At 67.0% G+C, this 15,665-nt stretch carries 16 protein-coding genes; 11 read left to right on the top strand and 5 right to left on the bottom strand.

All coding sequences use genetic code 11. The annotated features are described in order from the left end of the window. Positions 1 to 153 precede the first annotated feature (153 nt). From ACNS88_RS10225 to ACNS88_RS10270, 10 genes are all read left to right on the top strand, one after another. Positions 154 to 531, top strand: coding sequence for a nuclear transport factor 2 family protein (locus ACNS88_RS10225; RefSeq protein ID WP_435096821.1), 378 nt, complete (start codon positions 154 to 156; stop codon positions 529 to 531). Continuing rightward, entirely contained in the window at positions 528 to 1,547 is a 1,020-nt protein-coding gene (locus tag ACNS88_RS10230) for an LLM class flavin-dependent oxidoreductase (RefSeq protein WP_435096824.1), read from the top strand. Before ACNS88_RS10225 ends, ACNS88_RS10230 begins: the two co-directional genes overlap by 4 nt. Positions 1,548 to 1,656: 109 nt before the next feature. Next, positions 1,657 to 2,322 carry an isochorismatase family protein gene (locus tag ACNS88_RS10235; protein ID WP_435096827.1) on the top strand — a complete coding sequence of 222 codons (666 nt, stop codon included), beginning with the start codon at positions 1,657 to 1,659 and terminating at the stop codon, positions 2,320 to 2,322. Continuing rightward, positions 2,319 to 3,716, top strand: coding sequence for a dihydroorotase (locus ACNS88_RS10240; protein ID WP_435096830.1), 1,398 nt, complete (start codon positions 2,319 to 2,321; stop codon positions 3,714 to 3,716). The genes ACNS88_RS10235 and ACNS88_RS10240 overlap by 4 nt, the downstream gene beginning before the upstream one ends. Positions 3,717 to 3,875: 159 nt before the next feature. After that, complete coding sequence (locus tag ACNS88_RS10245) at positions 3,876 to 5,117, top strand: CaiB/BaiF CoA transferase family protein (protein ID WP_435096833.1); 1,242 nt, start codon at positions 3,876 to 3,878, stop codon at positions 5,115 to 5,117. Continuing rightward, complete coding sequence (locus ACNS88_RS10250) at positions 5,114 to 6,058, top strand: hydroxymethylglutaryl-CoA lyase (RefSeq protein ID WP_435096836.1); 945 nt, start codon at positions 5,114 to 5,116, stop codon at positions 6,056 to 6,058. Before ACNS88_RS10245 ends, ACNS88_RS10250 begins: the two co-directional genes overlap by 4 nt. Beyond that, on the top strand, positions 6,055 to 7,368 hold the full coding sequence (locus ACNS88_RS10255; RefSeq protein ID WP_435096839.1) for a 3-isopropylmalate dehydratase large subunit: 1,314 nt from the start codon (positions 6,055 to 6,057) through the stop codon (positions 7,366 to 7,368). The genes ACNS88_RS10250 and ACNS88_RS10255 overlap by 4 nt, the downstream gene beginning before the upstream one ends. Next, positions 7,365 to 7,892, top strand: coding sequence for a 3-isopropylmalate dehydratase small subunit (locus ACNS88_RS10260; protein ID WP_435096842.1), 528 nt, complete (start codon positions 7,365 to 7,367; stop codon positions 7,890 to 7,892). The genes ACNS88_RS10255 and ACNS88_RS10260 overlap by 4 nt, the downstream gene beginning before the upstream one ends. 613 nt (positions 7,893 to 8,505) lie before the next feature. Then, positions 8,506 to 9,099, top strand: coding sequence for a DJ-1/PfpI family protein (locus tag ACNS88_RS10265; protein ID WP_435096845.1), 594 nt, complete (start codon positions 8,506 to 8,508; stop codon positions 9,097 to 9,099). Positions 9,100 to 9,175: 76 nt separating this feature from the next. Beyond that, a complete protein-coding gene (locus tag ACNS88_RS10270) occupies positions 9,176 to 9,583 on the top strand; it encodes a DoxX family protein (RefSeq protein ID WP_435096848.1) in 408 nt (135 codons plus the stop codon). Between the two features lie 396 nt (positions 9,584 to 9,979). Here the strand turns inward: ACNS88_RS10270 and ACNS88_RS10275 are convergent, their stop codons facing one another. The 5 genes from ACNS88_RS10275 to ACNS88_RS10295 all read right to left on the bottom strand — a co-directional run bounded on the left by ACNS88_RS10275 (position 9,980) and on the right by ACNS88_RS10295 (position 14,083). Further along, on the bottom strand, positions 9,980 to 11,056 hold the full coding sequence (locus ACNS88_RS10275; protein ID WP_435096851.1) for a CNNM domain-containing protein: 1,077 nt from the start codon (positions 11,054 to 11,056) through the stop codon (positions 9,980 to 9,982). Positions 11,057 to 11,140: 84 nt separating this feature from the next. Further along, on the bottom strand, positions 11,141 to 12,463 hold the full coding sequence (hisS, locus tag ACNS88_RS10280; protein ID WP_435096854.1) for a histidine--tRNA ligase: 1,323 nt from the start codon (positions 12,461 to 12,463) through the stop codon (positions 11,141 to 11,143). A 123-nt stretch (positions 12,464 to 12,586) separates the two neighbouring features. After that, positions 12,587 to 13,042 (bottom strand): ferritin-like domain-containing protein, encoded by a 456-nt coding sequence (locus ACNS88_RS10285; protein WP_435096857.1) that lies wholly within the window; start codon positions 13,040 to 13,042, stop codon positions 12,587 to 12,589. Positions 13,043 to 13,135: 93 nt separating this feature from the next. Continuing rightward, positions 13,136 to 13,729 carry a DUF7411 family protein gene (locus tag ACNS88_RS10290; protein ID WP_435096860.1) on the bottom strand — a complete coding sequence of 198 codons (594 nt, stop codon included), beginning with the start codon at positions 13,727 to 13,729 and terminating at the stop codon, positions 13,136 to 13,138. Further along, on the bottom strand, positions 13,730 to 14,083 hold the full coding sequence (locus ACNS88_RS10295; protein ID WP_435096863.1) for a DNA-binding protein: 354 nt from the start codon (positions 14,081 to 14,083) through the stop codon (positions 13,730 to 13,732). It abuts the gene before it with no gap. 122 nt (positions 14,084 to 14,205) lie between these two features. Between ACNS88_RS10295 and ACNS88_RS10300 the strand changes: the two genes are divergently transcribed. Further along, entirely contained in the window at positions 14,206 to 15,312 is a 1,107-nt protein-coding gene (locus ACNS88_RS10300) for a 60S ribosomal export protein NMD3 (RefSeq protein WP_435096866.1), read from the top strand. Positions 15,313 to 15,665 lie beyond the last annotated feature (353 nt).

Below are 15,665 nucleotides of genomic sequence, written 5' to 3' on the forward strand. Positions count from 1 at the left end.
TAAAGCTACCGGTCGGCGGGGGGTCGCCGTTCGTGTGCCAACACCGATCTCCCCGAGTCCGCGCCGCTTGCGACTCCTTTCGTTTGCGACCGCCGATCGGTACATATAATCTCGGCAGTCCGATTTATATCTCTTCGGGTGCGTACAGGTATCATGGCCCGAACGCCACGCGAGACTGTCGAGGAGTTCTTCGAGCGGATGGGTGACCCCGACGAACGGGAGACCGTCGGCGAGCTGTTCGCCGACGACGCCGTGATCACGGTCCCGGGAGCGCGGTTCGAGGGGTCCGACGCCGCCGGGTCGTTCCTCGCGTTCCTCGATCCGCGCTACGAGCGCGCGGGCAAGACGTTCGGCCGGTGGACAGTCGACGGCGACCGGGTCGTCAGTCAGGGGACCCTCCACGGCGTCGACAACGACGGCGAGCGATTCGAGGGCGTGCGGTACGTCGACGTCTACGAGGTCCGCGAGGGCGCGATCCGGCGACTGGACGTGTACAACGACCTCGCGGTCGAGGGGGTGGTCGAAACGTGAGCGACGCGACCGAGGGAGACGGTGGCGAGGCCAGCGGCGACCGCGTCGGCGTCCTCTTCGCGCTGCGCGACGAGCCGGGCCTCGTCGCCCGCGCGGAGCAGCTGGGGTACGAGAGCGCGTGGGCCGCGGAGGGACAGGGGAAGTCGGCGTTCGGCAAGCTGGAGCGGTGGGCGGTCCACACCGAGCGGATCGGGCTCGCGACCGGGATCGTCAACGTGTTCTCGCGGACGCCGGCAGCCATCGCGCAGGCGGCCGCGACGCTCGACGCGCACTCCGGCGGGCGGGCGATCCTCGGACTCGGCGTCGCCCACCCGGGCGTCGTCGAGGGATTCCACGGCGCGGAGTTTGAGCGACCGCTGCCGCGGATGGCCGAGTACATCCGACTGGTCCGACGATACCTCCGGGGCGATCCGGAGGGGTTCGACGGGGAGTTCTACTCCCCGGCGCGGACTTCGTTCTGGGAGGCGTTCGAGCCCGAGCGAGCCTCGATCCCGATTTATAACGGCGCGCTGGGGCCGGGCAACGTCCGTTTGACCGGGCAGTTCGCGGACGGCTGGGTGCCGAACCTCTACCCGGACTCGCAGTTCGAGGAGGCGCAGGGGTGGCTCGCCGACGGTGCGGCCCGCGGCGACAGGGACCCGGCGGAGATCGACATAGCGATGTACGTGCTGACCGCGGTCGACGAGGACCCCGAGCGCGCTCGTCAGGCCGCGGCCACACACGTGGCGTACTACCTGCGCGACATCCCGGGGTACTACGACCGCGCCGCCGTGGAGGCGGGCTTTGAGGACGTCGTCGACGCGGTCCGAGAGGCCCCGTCGACCGACGCCGGCGCGGAACACGTCGCCGACGGGCTCCTCGACCACCTCGCGGTCGTTGGGACTCCCGAGGAGGCACGGGTGCAACTGGATCACCTCCGGGAGCTCGGCGTCGACCTCCCGATCGTCCGCGCCCCCGCCGGAAGCGACAGGGAGTGGGTGGAGCGGACGCTGGAAGCGTTCGCGCCGTCGCAGTGAGTCAGGGTCTCGCCGATCCGGCGAGACGCTGCGCCGCCGCGAAGTCGAGGGTCCCGCGCGCCTCACCCACAGAATTATGCGACTGCTCGTCGTACTGCCACCCGTTAACATGACAAAGCGTATCTGGGAGGACCTGCTCACCGAGCGTGACAAGCAGGTCATCTCGGCGGCCGGTTACGACAAGGAGGGAGCGTCCTCGTGGGAGTCCCGCGGGATGGGGACGAACCCGATGGTCCTGGTCATCGACATGCAGCGACTCGTGGTCGGCGCGGACGAGCCGATTCTCGACGCGGTCGAGGAGTACCGCACCGCGATGGGCGAGATCGCGTGGGAGGCGATCGACCACATCGGACCCTTCCTTGATTTTGCCCGAGACCACGAGGTCCCGGTCACATACACCCGGGTTGTCCCGTCGAGCTACGACGACCCGGACCACGAGGACCTCGACATCGTCGACGCCGTCGCCCCGGAGGAGGGCGAGACGGTGATCGACAAGTCGTACGCCTCCGCCTTCTACGGGACCGACCTGCTCTCGCGGCTGGTCCGGGGCGGTCACGACTCCGTGATCATCGTCGGAAACTCCACCAGCGGGTGCGTTCGGGCGACCGCGATCGATGCCCAGCAGAACGGGTTTAACGTCGTCTTGCCGCAGGAATGCCTGTTCGACCGGATCGAGGCGAGCCACAAGATCGCCTTGATGGACCTGTGGATGAAGTACGCCGAGGTCCTCGAACGCGACGAGGTTGAGTCGTGGGTGGAGGGGATCGGCGAATGACGGGCGACCACGACCTCGTCGTCGCGAACGGCACCGTCGTCACGCCCGAACTCGGCGCCTTCGAGGCCGACGTGGCCGCCGACGGCGACGAGATCGCCGCCATCGCGAGCCCCGGGACCCTCTCCGGCGATCGGATGATCGACGCCGAGGGGAAGTACGTCCTCCCCGGCGCGATCGACCCGCACACCCACCACGGTATCTATCGCGGGCTCGAGGCCGACGCCGAGACGGAGTCGCGGTCCGACCTCGTCGGCGGCGTCACGACCATCGGGAACTACTTCCGGCGAGGCGGTTCCTACGAGGAGATCATGGAGGGCTACTTCGCCGAAGCGGAGCCGAACTACTACCACGACTACTTCTTCTCGTTGGGGCTGCTATCGTTCGAGCACATCGAGGAGATTCCCTACATCGTCGAGGAGCTGGGGATTACGTCGTTCAAGTGGTATAAGAACTACAAAGATGTCGCGCCCGAGAAGTTCGGTACCGACTCCGAGATGCACGACGACTGGGCGGACGCGTTCATTCAGGCGCTCGCCGCGCAGGACGCGCCCACGACGCTCGGCCATCACTCCGAGAACATGGAGATCACGAGCGCGCTCGGCGACAACCCCTACCTCAACTCCGTGGTCGACGAGGACCAAGAGTACCGCGATTACGACGTGTTGGTCGACCAGTTCCCGGACTACGCAGAGACCCAGAGCATGACCGCGAGCGGCTCGTTAGCCCGGCAGCACGACTACGACGACAGCTTCTACGCGGTCCACGTCTCGGCGGGTCGGACCGCGGACGAACTGGCGATGCTCCACGACGCCGGGTGGGAGATCACCGGGGAGACGTGTACCCACTACCTGACGCTGACCGCCGAGGAGTGCGACGAGCGCCACAACGTCAACCCGCCGGTACGGTCGAAAGAAGACCAAGAGACGCTGTGGAAGCGCGTCGCCGACGGCACGATTTCCTGTATCGGCACGGACCACTGCGCGAACCTGCGCGACGACAAGGTCGGCGAGGACGTGCCCGACAGCCTCCCCGGGTTCCCCTCGTCCGCGACGATGCTCCCGCTGATCCTCTCGGAGGGGGTCCACGAGGGACGCATCTCACTCGAACGTGCGGTCGAGGTGACCTCGACGAACACCGCGAAAGCGTTCGATATATACCCGAAGAAGGGGTCCGTTCAGATCGGAACCGACGCGGACCTCACGGTCGTCGACCTCGACGAGACCAAAACGGTGACCCCGGAGTTACTCCGCAGCGGTGCGGACTACTCCCCCTACGAAGGGCGCGAGGTGACCGGCTGGCCGACGCACACGGTTGTCCGCGGCCAAGTCGCCTACGAGGACGGCGAGATCGTCGGCGAGCGCGGGCATGGGACCCACATCGATCGCCCGATCTAACCGCGGCGACCGCACGCGGGGCCGCACGCAGGACCGCATGCCGACACGCGGAGACGACCACAACGCAGATCCGAACATGACAGGACACAGCATCAGAACGGCGACGGAACGAACAGCACGCACCGCCCACGGCGGTGCCGAGACACCGGAGAGACGGTTATGAGTCGCGACGAACCGACTGACGACGCGCCGGCCGACGACGACTCCCCCGCCGGTCCGCTCGACGGCGTGACCGTAATCGAGGCCGGGTCGATGATCTCGATCGGGACGGTCGGACGCCTGCTGGCGGACTTCGGCGCGGACGTGATCAAGGTCGAACACCCGGAGACCGGCGATCACCTGCGCCACTTCGGCCCACAGAAAGAGGGCGTCGGGCTCTGGTGGAAGTACCTCGGCCGCAACAAGCAGTCGGTGACGCTCGACATCTCCACCGAGGAGGGGAAAGTCGTCTTCGAGGACCTGGTCGCCGAGGCCGACGCGCTCATCGAGAACTTCCGGCCCGGAACCTTAGAGCGGTGGGGGCTCGGATACGACCACCTCTCCGATCTCAATCCCGGGCTCGTGATGCTCCGGCTGAGCGGGTTCGGACAGACGGGCCCGTACAGCGACCGACCCGGATTCGGCACGCTCGCCGAAGCGATGTCGGGGTTCGCGTACCTCAACGGCTACCCCGATCGGGAGCCGCTGTTGCCGCCGACCGGACTGGCGGACGGGATCGCGGCGATGTTCTCCACGATGGCGGTCGCGTTCGCGCTGTACAGCCGCGACGCGAACGGCGGGACCGGCCAGTACATCGACACGAGCCTCATCGAACCGATCTTCTCGCTCATCGGTCCACAGCCGCTCCGCTACCAGCAGCTGGACGAGATCGAAGAGCGGTCGGGGAACCGCTCGACATCGTCTGCGCCGCGCAACGTGTACCAGACGGGCGACGGGCGGGCGGTCGCCATCTCGGCGAGCGCACAGCCGATCGCGATGCGGGTGTTCGACGCGATCGAGCGTCCGGATTTAAAAGACGACCCGCGCTTCGCGGACAACGAGAAGCGGCTGGAGAACGTCGAGGCGCTCGACGCGGCCATCCAAGACTGGATGGACGATCATACCCGCGAGGAGGTCATCGACCGCTTCGAGGAGTGCGAGGCGACGATCGCGCCGATCTACAACGTCGCCGACATTCTCGCTGACGAACACTACCAGGCCCGCGACGCGGTCGTAGAGATCTCCGACGACCAGCTCGGCGCCGGCGCGGTCCAGAACACCGTGCCGCGCTTCTCGGAGACGCCGGGGAAGATATCGCACCTCGGCCCGCAGCTCGGCGCGCACAACGAGGCGGTGTACGGCGAGCGCCTGTCGTACGACGACGAGACGCTCGCGGAGCTCGACTCGGAGGGTGTGATATGATTGCGTACCCCGCGGACGTGACCCTCGTCGAGATGCTCCCGCGGGACGGCTTCCAGCGGCTCGACGAGTTCGTCCCGACCGACGAGAAGGTCGATATTATCAATGCGCTCTCCGAGACGGGGGTCGACGAGATCGAGATCACCTCTTTCACCCACCCGAAGGCCGTCCCGACGCTGCGAGACGCCGACGAGGTCGCCGAGCGCATCGAGCGACACGACGACGTGACGTACCGCGCGCTGGTGCCGAACGCGGTCGGGATGGAGCGCGCGATCGACGCCGGCGTCGACAAGGTCAACGCCTTGGTGACCGTGAGCGAGACGTACAGCGAACACAATCAGAACATGACGGTCGAGGAGATCCTCGCGGGAGTCGAAGAGATCGTCGAGATGGCCGACGGAACGGACATCGAGGTCGAGGCCGGGATGGGGACGAGCTTCTACTGCCCGTACGAGGGGAAGATCCCCATGGAGGACACGCTGTCGGTCGTCGATCGCGTCGTCGACGCCGGCGTCGACGAGGTGACGCTGGCGACGACGATGGGGCTCGCCGACCCGGTCGAGATCGAGGAGATGTACACGACCGTCTTCGACAGACACCCGGAGTTGGACGCGGGGCTGCACCTCCACGACACGAACGGGATGAGCCTCGCGAACACCCTCGTCGCGATGCAGTGCGGCGTCCACCGGTTCGACGCCTCCCACTGCGGGCTCGGCGGCGGCGTCGTCCTGCCGGACGGGCTCGCCGGCGTCGGGAACACCCCCACGGAGGACCTCGTCCAGCTGCTGAGTAGAATGGGAGTCGAAACGAACGCGGACTTCGAGCGCATCGAGTCGGTCGCTCACGAGGTCGCCGACCGACTCGGTCTGGGGGCGACGAGCCACGTCTTGATGGGCGGGACCGTCGACCGCGTGTTAGCGACCGTCGCGGAGGACAACGCATGACTGGAAAAACCATATCGGAAAAGCTGCTGTCGGAGAAATCGGGGCGCGACGTCCGGGCCGGCGACTACGTGGAAGCAGCGGTCGACGTGATGATGACCCACGACGTGACGGGACCGCTGACCTTCGAGGTCTTCGAGGACGTGACCGGCGACGATCCGGAGCTGGTCGACCCGGACAACACCGTCATCACGATCGACCACCACGCGCCGGCAGACGGCGTCGAGGCCGCGAACAACCACAACATCGTCCGGGAGTTCGCCGATACGTACGGCGCCCAGCAGTACGACGTGGGCGACGGCATCTGTCATCAGGTGCTCGTCGAGGAGGGGTTCGTCTCCCCGGGCGATCTGGTGATCGGCGCCGACTCCCACTCGACGACCTTCGGCGGTGTCGGCGGTTTCGGTACCGGCGTCGGCTCCACCGACCTCGGGACGACGCTCGCGACCGGCGAGCTGTGGTTCCGGGTGCCGGAGACGCTCCGGTTCGAGGTCGAGGGCGACCTCCCCGACGGGGTGTACGCGAAGGACCTCATCCTGAAGTTCATCGGCGACGTAGGGTTCGACGGCTGCACGTACAAGACGGCCGAATACGGCGGCTCGGCGGTCGAGGCGCTGCCTATTCACGAGCGGCTCGTCCTCTCGAACATGGCGATCGAGATGGGCGGGAAGGCCGGTATCGTCTCGCCCGACGAGCGGACCCTCGACTTCCTCGAAGCACAGACCGGAGAACGACCCGAAATCCCGGCGTACACGCAGCCCGACGACGACGCCGACTACGAGGCGGTCCACACCTACCGGGCCGAGTCGCTCTCGCCGCAGGTGTCGACGCCGTCGAACCCGGAGAATGCGGTCCCCGTCGACGAGGTCGTCGGCACGGAGATCGACCAGCTGTTCGTCGGGACGTGTACGAACGGGCGGTACGAGGACATCCGGATCGTCGCGGACATCATCGAGGGCGAGCGGCTCGCCCCGGACACGCGGATGGTCGTCGTCCCGGCCTCACGGTCGGTGTACAAACAGATGATGGACACCGGCGTCATGGAAACGTTCGTCGACGCGGGCGCGATCGTCCAGAGCGCCGGCTGCGGCTCCTGCTTCGGGACCCACCAAGGCGTACTCGGCGACGGCGACGTCTGCCTCGCCACGGCGAACCGTAACTTTCCGGGGCGGGAAGGCTCGATGGAGAGCGAGGTGTACCTCGCCAGTCCCGCCACCGTGGGGGCGTCGGCGCTGTACGGCGAGATCACCGATCCGCGGGAGGTCGAACTGAATCGCTACGACGACTACGTCCTCGAGGGGGTGGGCGCGTGACCGACGCCGACGCGGGCCGCGACATCGACACGACCGAGCCCGGTCGGGCGTGGACGTTCGGCGACGACATCGACACCGACCAGATCATCCCGTCGCGGTTCCTCGTCTCCAGCGACCCGGCGGAGCTCGGCGAACACGCGTTCAACGACCTCCGCCCTGAGTTCGCGCCGAACGTCGCCGACGGCGACTTCGTCGTGGGCGGGCACAACTTCGGGAGCGGCTCCTCCCGCGAGCACGCCCCCATCTCGCTGCTGGGCGCGGGGATCGACGGAATCGTCGCGCAGTCGTTCGCCCGGATCTTCTTCCGGAACGGGATCAACCTCGGGCTCCCCGTGTTGATCTGTCCGGACGCCGACCGGATCGACGACGGCGACGCGATCAGTCTCCGGCTCGACGAGGGGGCCGTCGTCAACCACACCGCCGACGAGCGATACGACGCGGACCCGCTGCCCGAATTCCTCCAGACGCTCGTCGACCGCGGCGGGCTCGAACCGTACACGCGAGCGAAGCTCGGCACCGAGTGAGCGGATGGAGGGCGTGGTTCGGGAGAGACGCGAACGCCGCCGCACCACGACCGAGTTTCACGACGGGGACGGTTCTGTCACCACAGGTCGTCGCTAGTATATAAGATATAATAGAGTATCTAGATATTATTTGATATATTATAAGTAAAATCGCACCTCGGATTATTGAGCCAAAAAATTCAATTGCTAACAATTTATCGGTGATGATTACATTTAATTGTATATATAAGTACTAAAACGCAAAATTTTGCATTTAACGGATGAAATAGTACAGATATATCTCAGAACGGCCCGCATAATAAGCCAGTCTTCGAAAAATTGGCTAACTGCGATCACAGTACGACAGCCTAGCTTAGGCAGCGTATTAGAGCGTAGATGCGCTCGACGATCGCTTGTCGATCGCGGCCTCCAAGCCGTCGATCGTGGCTTATATAAAAAATAATTGTATTATCAGTTTCCGATAATTTGGCCCACAACGTATCGGGGAGACGCGGACTCGGCTCGCCGGTCGACTCTGCGTCGTTCCGCATCCCTTGTATCTCCCCGTGGCACGTTACACCGTGTCAGTACCATTATCAGTCCACGGCGCGTATCCTACGGTGGTGTTGTATACATGACAGGACAACGAATTCTGATGATCGTCGGCGATTTCGGTGAAGACTACGAGATCATGGTGCCGTTCCAGGCGCTCCAGGCGGTCGGCCACGAGGTTCACGCGGTCTGCCCGGAGAAGGAGGACGGGGAGACGATCAAAACCGCGATCCACGACTTCCGGGGCGACCAGACGTACCTAGAGACACGCGGTCACGACTTCGCGCTCACCCACGGATTCGACGATGTCGACCCGGCCGACTACGACGCGTTAGTCGTCCCCGGCGGACGCGCACCAGAGTACCTCCGGGGGTACGACGAGGTGCTCGACGCGGTCCGGCACTTCTTCGAGGCCGACAAGCCTGTCGCGTCGATCTGTCACGGCCCGCAGATCCTCGCCGCCGCGGGCGTGCTCGACGGCTACGAGATGACGGCGTACCCCGCGGTCAGGCCCGAGGTCGAGGCCGCCGGCTGCTCGTGGGTCGACGGCGTGACCACCGACGGAAACCTCGTCACCGGGCAGGCGTGGCCCGACCACCCCGAGTGGATCGCGGCGTTCCTCGATCTGCTCGGCACCGAAATCGACCACGGCGCGCCCGCCGCGACGGCGGACTGACTCGCTCTCCGGCGGGACGTCGCCGTCACCGCCGGTTGCACGGCTCTTTATGTGGATTGCTACCGTCGATCGATACATGACTGACGACGAAACCGAAGAGACGGATAGGAGCGACCGCGGAGCCCCGTCGCGGCTCGGCCGCGTTCTTCTCGGGATCGGCCTCGCCGCACAGGCCTCGGAGGACTTCCGCGATATGGACGACACGATCGAGTACGCGGAGTCAGCGGGAGTACCCGCGCCCGACCTCGCCGCCCCGTTCGCGTCCGGGATGATGGTCGTCGCGGGCGTCGGTATCGCGCTCTGGCGGCTCCCGCGGGTCGCGACCGGCGCGGCCGTCGCCTTCTTGACGGTGGTGACGGCGACGATGCACGACTTCTGGAACGCCGACGAGGACGACAAGAGCGGTGAGCGGCTCGCCTTCTTCGGCAACCTCGCGATGTTGGGCGGGGCGCTGGTGTTTCTGCGGGAGGCGTACAAGAAGTGATCGGAGAGGAGGGGAGACCGGTTCGGAGCTACAGTCGCTCATTTATAAGCGGTTGGTAACGGATCGGCGACGAACGCCGCCAAAGCCCCAGCCGCTCGCTTATAAGCAGTTGCTGGCAGACCTGCGGCGAACAACTCCAAAGCCCCAGTCGCGAGGAGGGCGCACGCTCGCTGCGCTCCTCATTCGGTCGCTCACGCTGTTCGCTCCCTCATTGCGGTGCTTGCGTCGCCTGCGCCCTCCTCGCGACTGCCCCTTTGAGTCCCACCCCGACCGCTCAGCACCGCACCTCACGCCTCCCCAGCCTCGTCGCTGGCGGCGGTAGCCGCCAGCGACTCCCTCGCGCGTGCGGTTCGTGGCCTACCGGCCACTCACCGGCACGCGCCGCCGCGCTATCATTTATAAATCGCCGGCGTCCAGCGGGTCTTCGAGCTGTCCCATCACCGCTTCCATCGCGTCGGTCGCGGTGATCAGCCCGACGACCTCGCCGTCCTCGATGACGAGCGCGAGCTCCTGTGACTCCGCCTGGAACTGGTCGAACGCGTCGCTAACGCTGGTCGTCGCCGAAATCGCCATCGGCGGAGCGGCGAGTTCCGCGAAGGCCGTCTCCCCCTGCCGGAGGGCCTCGAAGTTGGAGATGATCGAGGGAGCGTAGACGATCCCCTCGAAGTCGGTCACCGCATCTCCCACGAGCGGGAAGCGGCTGTGCGGGGTGTCGCGGATCCGGTCGAGGTTTTCCTCGACCGACGCCGCCGTCGACAGTGAGACGATCTCGTCGGGTGGCGTCAGCACCTCCCGCACGGCGAGTTCGTCGACGTCGAGCGCGTTGAGGACTTCCTCGCGGCGCTCCTCGGGGAGATCGACTTCCTCCATCATCGACCCGAGTCGGGTGCGGAGCTGCGCGCGGGTCTCTAACACCTCGCCTTCGGTCTCGGTCCACGAACCGGTCATCTCGACGCCGAACAGCCGGAGCGTCGCCTTCGCGACCCAGTCGCCGAACTTGATCAGCGGCGAGATGAGCCACGCGAACCAGTACAGCGGCCGCGCGCCGCGCTCGGCCACCTGCTTCGAGCGCTCGACGCCGAGGTACGTCGGCGTCTGTTCGCCGTGCGTGAGGTGGACCATGTTGATGAGCAGGAACGCGAGGAGCGATCCGGCGCCGACGGACGCCAGCCTCGTGTTCTCGAAGAACGGCGCGAACAGCGCGGCGAGGCCGGGCTCCGCGACGATCCCGAGCGCGATGCTCGTGCCGGAGATCCAGATCTGGCAGGTCGTGAGGTAGAACTCCAGGTCGTCCGTCATCTCCCACGCGCGCCGCAGCCCCGGGGTGTCGATGTCGGACTCTGGATACTGCCTGAGTCGCGTCAGAGAGAACTCGACGGCGACGAAGTACGCGTTGATCAGGATGAGGGCGACGCCGGCGGCCACACGGAGGGCGACCTCGCCGGGAGGCATCGGCGTCGCGAGCGGGATCATCGTCTCGACGGTCTCAACCCGTGCTTAAAAAGGATTGAGGCCGATCCGTCGGCGGTCGGGGAAGCGGGCTGGCGCGCCGGAGCGCTATTCGTAGTCCTCGTACGTCGGCAGCCCCTTCTCGGGCGGGAACTCCTCGACCGGGACGGTCGTCTCGTCGCCGCTCGCCATGTCTTTCACCGTGTACTCGCCGTTCTCCAGGTCGCGCTCGCCGACGACCACGACCGTCTCGGCGTTGATCGAGTCGGCGTAGCCGAGCTGCGCGCCGAACGACCGGTCGGAGACGTCCTGCTCGACGACCACGTCGTCGCCGAGCGCGCGGAGGTCGCGAGCGAGCGCGGCGGCCTCACCCCGCGTGTCGCCCACGCTCAGCACGTAGTAGTCGGTCGTCAGCGCCTCGTCGGGCCAGACGCCGGCGCGCTGACAGAGGAGCTTGAGGGTCGCGTGGCCGGGGGCGACGCCGACCGCGGGGGTCGGCTGGCCGCCGACGCTCTCGATGAGGTCGTCGTAGCGCCCGCCGCCGAAGACGGAGCGGGACACCTCGCCGGTGGAGTCGAAGCACTCGAAAACGACGCCGGTGTAGTAGTCGAGCCCGCGAGCGGTCGTCAGCGACACGTCACAGAACTCCCCGGCACCATAGTCGTCGGCGGCAGCGAGCACGTTCCGGAGGTTCTCGACGGCGTCCTCAACCGCCTCGCCGCCAGCCTCCGCGACCGCGTCGAGGTCGCCGACGGTCTCGACGCCCGTGATCAGGTCGTCGAACTGGCGGGCGGTCGCGCGGTCGAGCCCGGCGTCCGAGAGGAGCCCGAGATACTCCCCGTCGTCGATCTTCGCGCGCTTATCGACCGCGCGGATCGCGGCCTCGGTGTCGACCGCGTCGGGATCGGCTGCGAGCGCCCGGACCAGCCCGCCGAGGATGTCGCGGTGCGAGACGCGGAACTCGAAGTCGTCGGCGGTGAGCCCGAGATCCGTGAGCGCGTCGGCGGCGACCGCCAACACCTCGGCGTCGGCCTCGGGCGCCGAGGAGCCGAACACGTCGATATTCGTCTGGTAGAACTCGCGGAACCGACCCTGCTGGACCTGCTCGTAGCGCCAGAACGGCCGGGTGGACATCCACTTGATCGGCTTCGACAGCTCCTGGCCCTTCGCGACGACCATCCGGGCGACGGTTGGTGTGAGTTCAGGCGTGAGCGAGACGCCACGACCGCCCTTGTCGTCGAAGGCGTACAGCTCCTCGACGATCTCCTCGCCCGACTTGTCGACGTACATCTCCGTCCGTTCGAGGGCGGGCGTGGCGATCTCGCGGAAGCCGTGCCGGCTCGCGGCGTCCTCGATCGCGTCCGTCACCTCGCGGCGGGCCGACTGCTCGCCGGGGTAGAAATCGCGGAATCCCTTGAGTCCGTCGTACATGGACCCGAGTTCGGCGAGCGCCCGCTTGAAAGCATCCTTTCGGGGCGGGGCTCGCGGTCGACGAGGCGGAATTCGCGGTCGGCGGGCCGGAAGTCGCGGTCCCCGGCGCGCTCCCAGTCCCGCCTAGTCGCGCTGGTACTCCTTCTGGAACCCGCGGAACTCGGTCCGGTGGGCCTCCTCGTCGGAGAGGAGCGTCACGGCGAGGTCTTCGCTGACCGGATCGTCCGCGTCCTCGGCGGCGTCGATCAAGTCGCGATACGTCGCGATCGCTCCCTCTTCGGCGTCGAGTACGCCCTCGATGACCGTCAGTACGTCCGTCGAGTCCTCGGGCGGCTGGAGCGAGTCCTGCTCCGCCGTGAACTCGGCCGATCCCGGCGGGCGCGCGTCGAGCTGTTTGAGCCGCTGTCCCAGCTGTTCGGCGTGTCCGAGCTCCTCTTGGACGTCCTGTTTGAGGCTCTCTTTGATCTCCTCGGCGCGGACGCCGTCGAGGACGATGGCGTTCGTCTGGTAGTTCATCACGGTCTCGATCTCGTCAGCGTACGCCTTTCGGAGCAGCTCGACAACTCGTTCAGATGACATACCGAACGCTACGAGCGGGGGGCCAAAAGTCGTTCCGGCACTCCCGAGACGATGAGAACGTGTCGGTCGCGGACGGATCGGCGCGCGCCTCGGTCAGTCGTGCCGACCGTGTACGTACGTCTGGTCGTGGTCCGGGAACACCTCGCTGACGGTCTCTTCGCCGTATTCGTCTGCGATGAGCGTTCGGAGCTCGTCCTCGTAGTCGGCCTTTGGGACCTCCTCGCTCGGCCCCTGCTGAACGTCGAACGTCTCCTCCACCAGTCGGTCGACGGCGTGGCGGCCGAACCCCGAAAGCGGGGAGATGTAGTCGATCTCGTGGCGGTCCTCCAGGCTCTGCGCCTGCGCGCGCGACACCGTGGGGACCCGGTCGTCCCGACGCGTCCCGTCGGCGATTGCGTCGGCGTCGCGGCTCGCGATCGTTTCCAAGGCGTGTTCGTGGACGCGCTGGATCCCGTTTCGCGGGTAGCCGTCGTCGATCATCGTCTGGGCCGCCTCCTCGGCGACCTCGCGGTCGAGTTCGACGCGCTCGAACGAGAAGCCCAGCTCCGTGGCCGCACGCTCGGCGTGTTTCCAGTCGTCAGTGAGCCCGAAGCTGCCGGTGACGCAGCGCACGTCGTAGAACCGGTCGAGCAGGTGGGCGGCGAGCGAGGAGTCTTTCCCCCCGCTGTACAACAGCGCGAGCTCCATCTATCGCCGCCGGATGTCGAAGCTCTGCTGGTCGGGCTGGAGCTCTTTCAGGAGATCGCGCATCTGGTCTTCGTCGATCTGTCCCTGAATCCGGCCGCTCTGTGCCAGCGCCGCGACCTGCTGTTTCACCTTGTCGCCGAACTCCGGTTTCGACATCGCGACCGCGTTGAGGCGCTGACGCGCGCCGTCCGTGAGGTACTGCTTGAGCACGGCCTCCTGTTGGGCCTCAGCTTGCTGTTGGGCCTCTTTCTGGGCCTCGGCGTCGGCGCCGCCGCCCTGCTGGCGGTCGCGAAGCTCTTCCATCTTCTTTTCTCGCAGCTCTTCGAGCCGTTCATCGTCGGGGTTCTCGCTCATACGCCCCCTTCTCGGCCCGCGCGAAAAACGATTTCGGAGGGATCGGTCGCGGGGTCGCTCTGACGGCGCCGAGCGAGGCCGGTCCGCGCCGCTTAAACGGCCCCTCGGCGTAGCCGCCGGTAATGAGCGAGTCGCGGGAGTTCTGTCCCCGGTGTGGCGACGCCGTCCCGGAGCGGCGCGAGCCGCTTCCCGGCGACCCCGGAGGACGGGACGCGCTGTTATGTGACGACTGCTACTTCGAGGACTTCGAACTGGTAGACGCGCCCGATCGGATCGAGGTGTTGGTCTGTTCCGGCTGCGGCGCGGTCCGTCGGGGCGAGTCGTGGCGGGACGTGGGCGCGCGCGACTACACCGACGTCGCCGTCGACGAGGTCGCGGAGGCGCTCGGGATCCACGTCGACGCCGAAGACGTCGAGTGGGGCGTCGAGCCCGAGCAGGTCGACGAGAACAACGTCCGGATGCACTGTCGCTTCTCCGGCGTCGTCCGCGGGACGCTCCGCTCGGCGGAGGTGACGGTTCCCGTGAAAATCTCGCGGGGGACCTGCGACCGCTGCGGACGGATCGCCGGCGGCTACTACGCCGGGGTCGTGCAGGTCCGTGCAGACGAGCGCGAACTGACCCCCGCGGAGCGCGCCGAGGCGCTCGACATCGCCGAGACGTACGTCGCGGACCAAGAGGCGGGCGGCGACCGCGAGGCGTTCATCACGGAGGTCAAAGAGACCGACGACGGGCCGGACATCAAGCTCTCCTCGAACCGGCTCGCGCAGAACGTCGCGACGCGGATCACGGAGGCGCTCGGCGGGAGCTTCGAGTCGTACCCGACGCTCGTCACCGAGGACGGCGACGGCAACGAGGTGTACCGGGTGACGTTCGCGGTCCGGCTCCCGCGCTACGCCGCCGGCGAGATCATCGACCCCGAGGACGGCGACGGTCCCGTGCTCGTGACGAGCGTCTCAGGCCGGCTCCGCGGCGTCCGCCTCGCCACGGGCGCGGAGTACACCTCCGAGTTCGAAGAGGCGGCGGCCCCGGACGCGGCCCGACTCGGGAGACGGGACGATGCCACGGAGACGACGGTGGTGACGGTGGAAGACGAGAACGCGATTCAGGTGCTCGATCCGGTCACGTACGAGGCGAAGACGGTGCCGAACCCGGACTTCGTCGACGGCGACGCCGACTCGGTGCTCGCGTTCGAACACGGCGGCAAGGTCCACCTCGTCCCCGAGGAGTAGGGCGTCGGGAGCGAATACGGTATCTAAATAACGGTGAGCGAGCGCGACGATGACTTATAAGGAACCAACGATGTCGTATAAAGAACGGCGCAGACGGCGCGTGCCGCCGAGCGCCTGCAGGGCGTGAGGCGCACGCGCGAGGGAGGCGGCGGTCCGGCGCGGCCCCGCCCGCGCCGGGCCGCCCGCCGAGGCTGGGGAGGCGTGAGGCGCTGTGCGGTGCGGTTCGGGGCGGGACTCAAAGGGGCGGCGGCGAGGGCGAAGGCGCGCGACTCAAGGACCGGAGACCACGAACGCAGTGAGTGGTCGAGAACCGCAGCGAGCGCACCGAGCCCTCGCCGCCGGGGCTTTGGAGT

The sequence above is a fragment of the Halorubrum shenae genome (assembly GCF_051194165.1).
Classification (GTDB): Archaea; Halobacteriota; Halobacteria; order Halobacteriales; family Haloferacaceae; genus Halorubrum.

Bases quoted from the DNA above. Each gene is read 5' to 3' on its own strand.
- ACNS88_RS10225 (WP_435096821.1), top strand. From the start codon at position 154: ATGGCCCGAACGCCACGCGAGACTGTCGAGGAGTTCTTCGAGCGGATG.
- ACNS88_RS10235 (WP_435096827.1), top strand. From the start codon at position 1,657: ATGACAAAGCGTATCTGGGAGGACCTGCTCACCGAGCGTGACAAGCAG.
- ACNS88_RS10240 (WP_435096830.1), top strand. From the start codon at position 2,319: ATGACGGGCGACCACGACCTCGTCGTCGCGAACGGCACCGTCGTCACG.
- ACNS88_RS10245 (WP_435096833.1), top strand. From the start codon at position 3,876: ATGAGTCGCGACGAACCGACTGACGACGCGCCGGCCGACGACGACTCC.
- ACNS88_RS10250 (WP_435096836.1), top strand. From the start codon at position 5,114: ATGATTGCGTACCCCGCGGACGTGACCCTCGTCGAGATGCTCCCGCGG.
- ACNS88_RS10255 (WP_435096839.1), top strand. From the start codon at position 6,055: ATGACTGGAAAAACCATATCGGAAAAGCTGCTGTCGGAGAAATCGGGG.
- ACNS88_RS10265 (WP_435096845.1), top strand. From the start codon at position 8,506: ATGACAGGACAACGAATTCTGATGATCGTCGGCGATTTCGGTGAAGAC.
- ACNS88_RS10270 (WP_435096848.1), top strand. From the start codon at position 9,176: ATGACTGACGACGAAACCGAAGAGACGGATAGGAGCGACCGCGGAGCC.
- ACNS88_RS10275 (WP_435096851.1), bottom strand. From the start codon at position 11,056: ATGATCCCGCTCGCGACGCCGATGCCTCCCGGCGAGGTCGCCCTCCGT.
- hisS (WP_435096854.1), bottom strand. From the start codon at position 12,463: ATGTACGACGGACTCAAGGGATTCCGCGATTTCTACCCCGGCGAGCAG.
- ACNS88_RS10285 (WP_435096857.1), bottom strand. From the start codon at position 13,042: ATGTCATCTGAACGAGTTGTCGAGCTGCTCCGAAAGGCGTACGCTGAC.
- ACNS88_RS10290 (WP_435096860.1), bottom strand. From the start codon at position 13,729: ATGGAGCTCGCGCTGTTGTACAGCGGGGGGAAAGACTCCTCGCTCGCC.
- ACNS88_RS10295 (WP_435096863.1), bottom strand. From the start codon at position 14,083: ATGAGCGAGAACCCCGACGATGAACGGCTCGAAGAGCTGCGAGAAAAG.
- ACNS88_RS10300 (WP_435096866.1), top strand. From the start codon at position 14,206: ATGAGCGAGTCGCGGGAGTTCTGTCCCCGGTGTGGCGACGCCGTCCCG.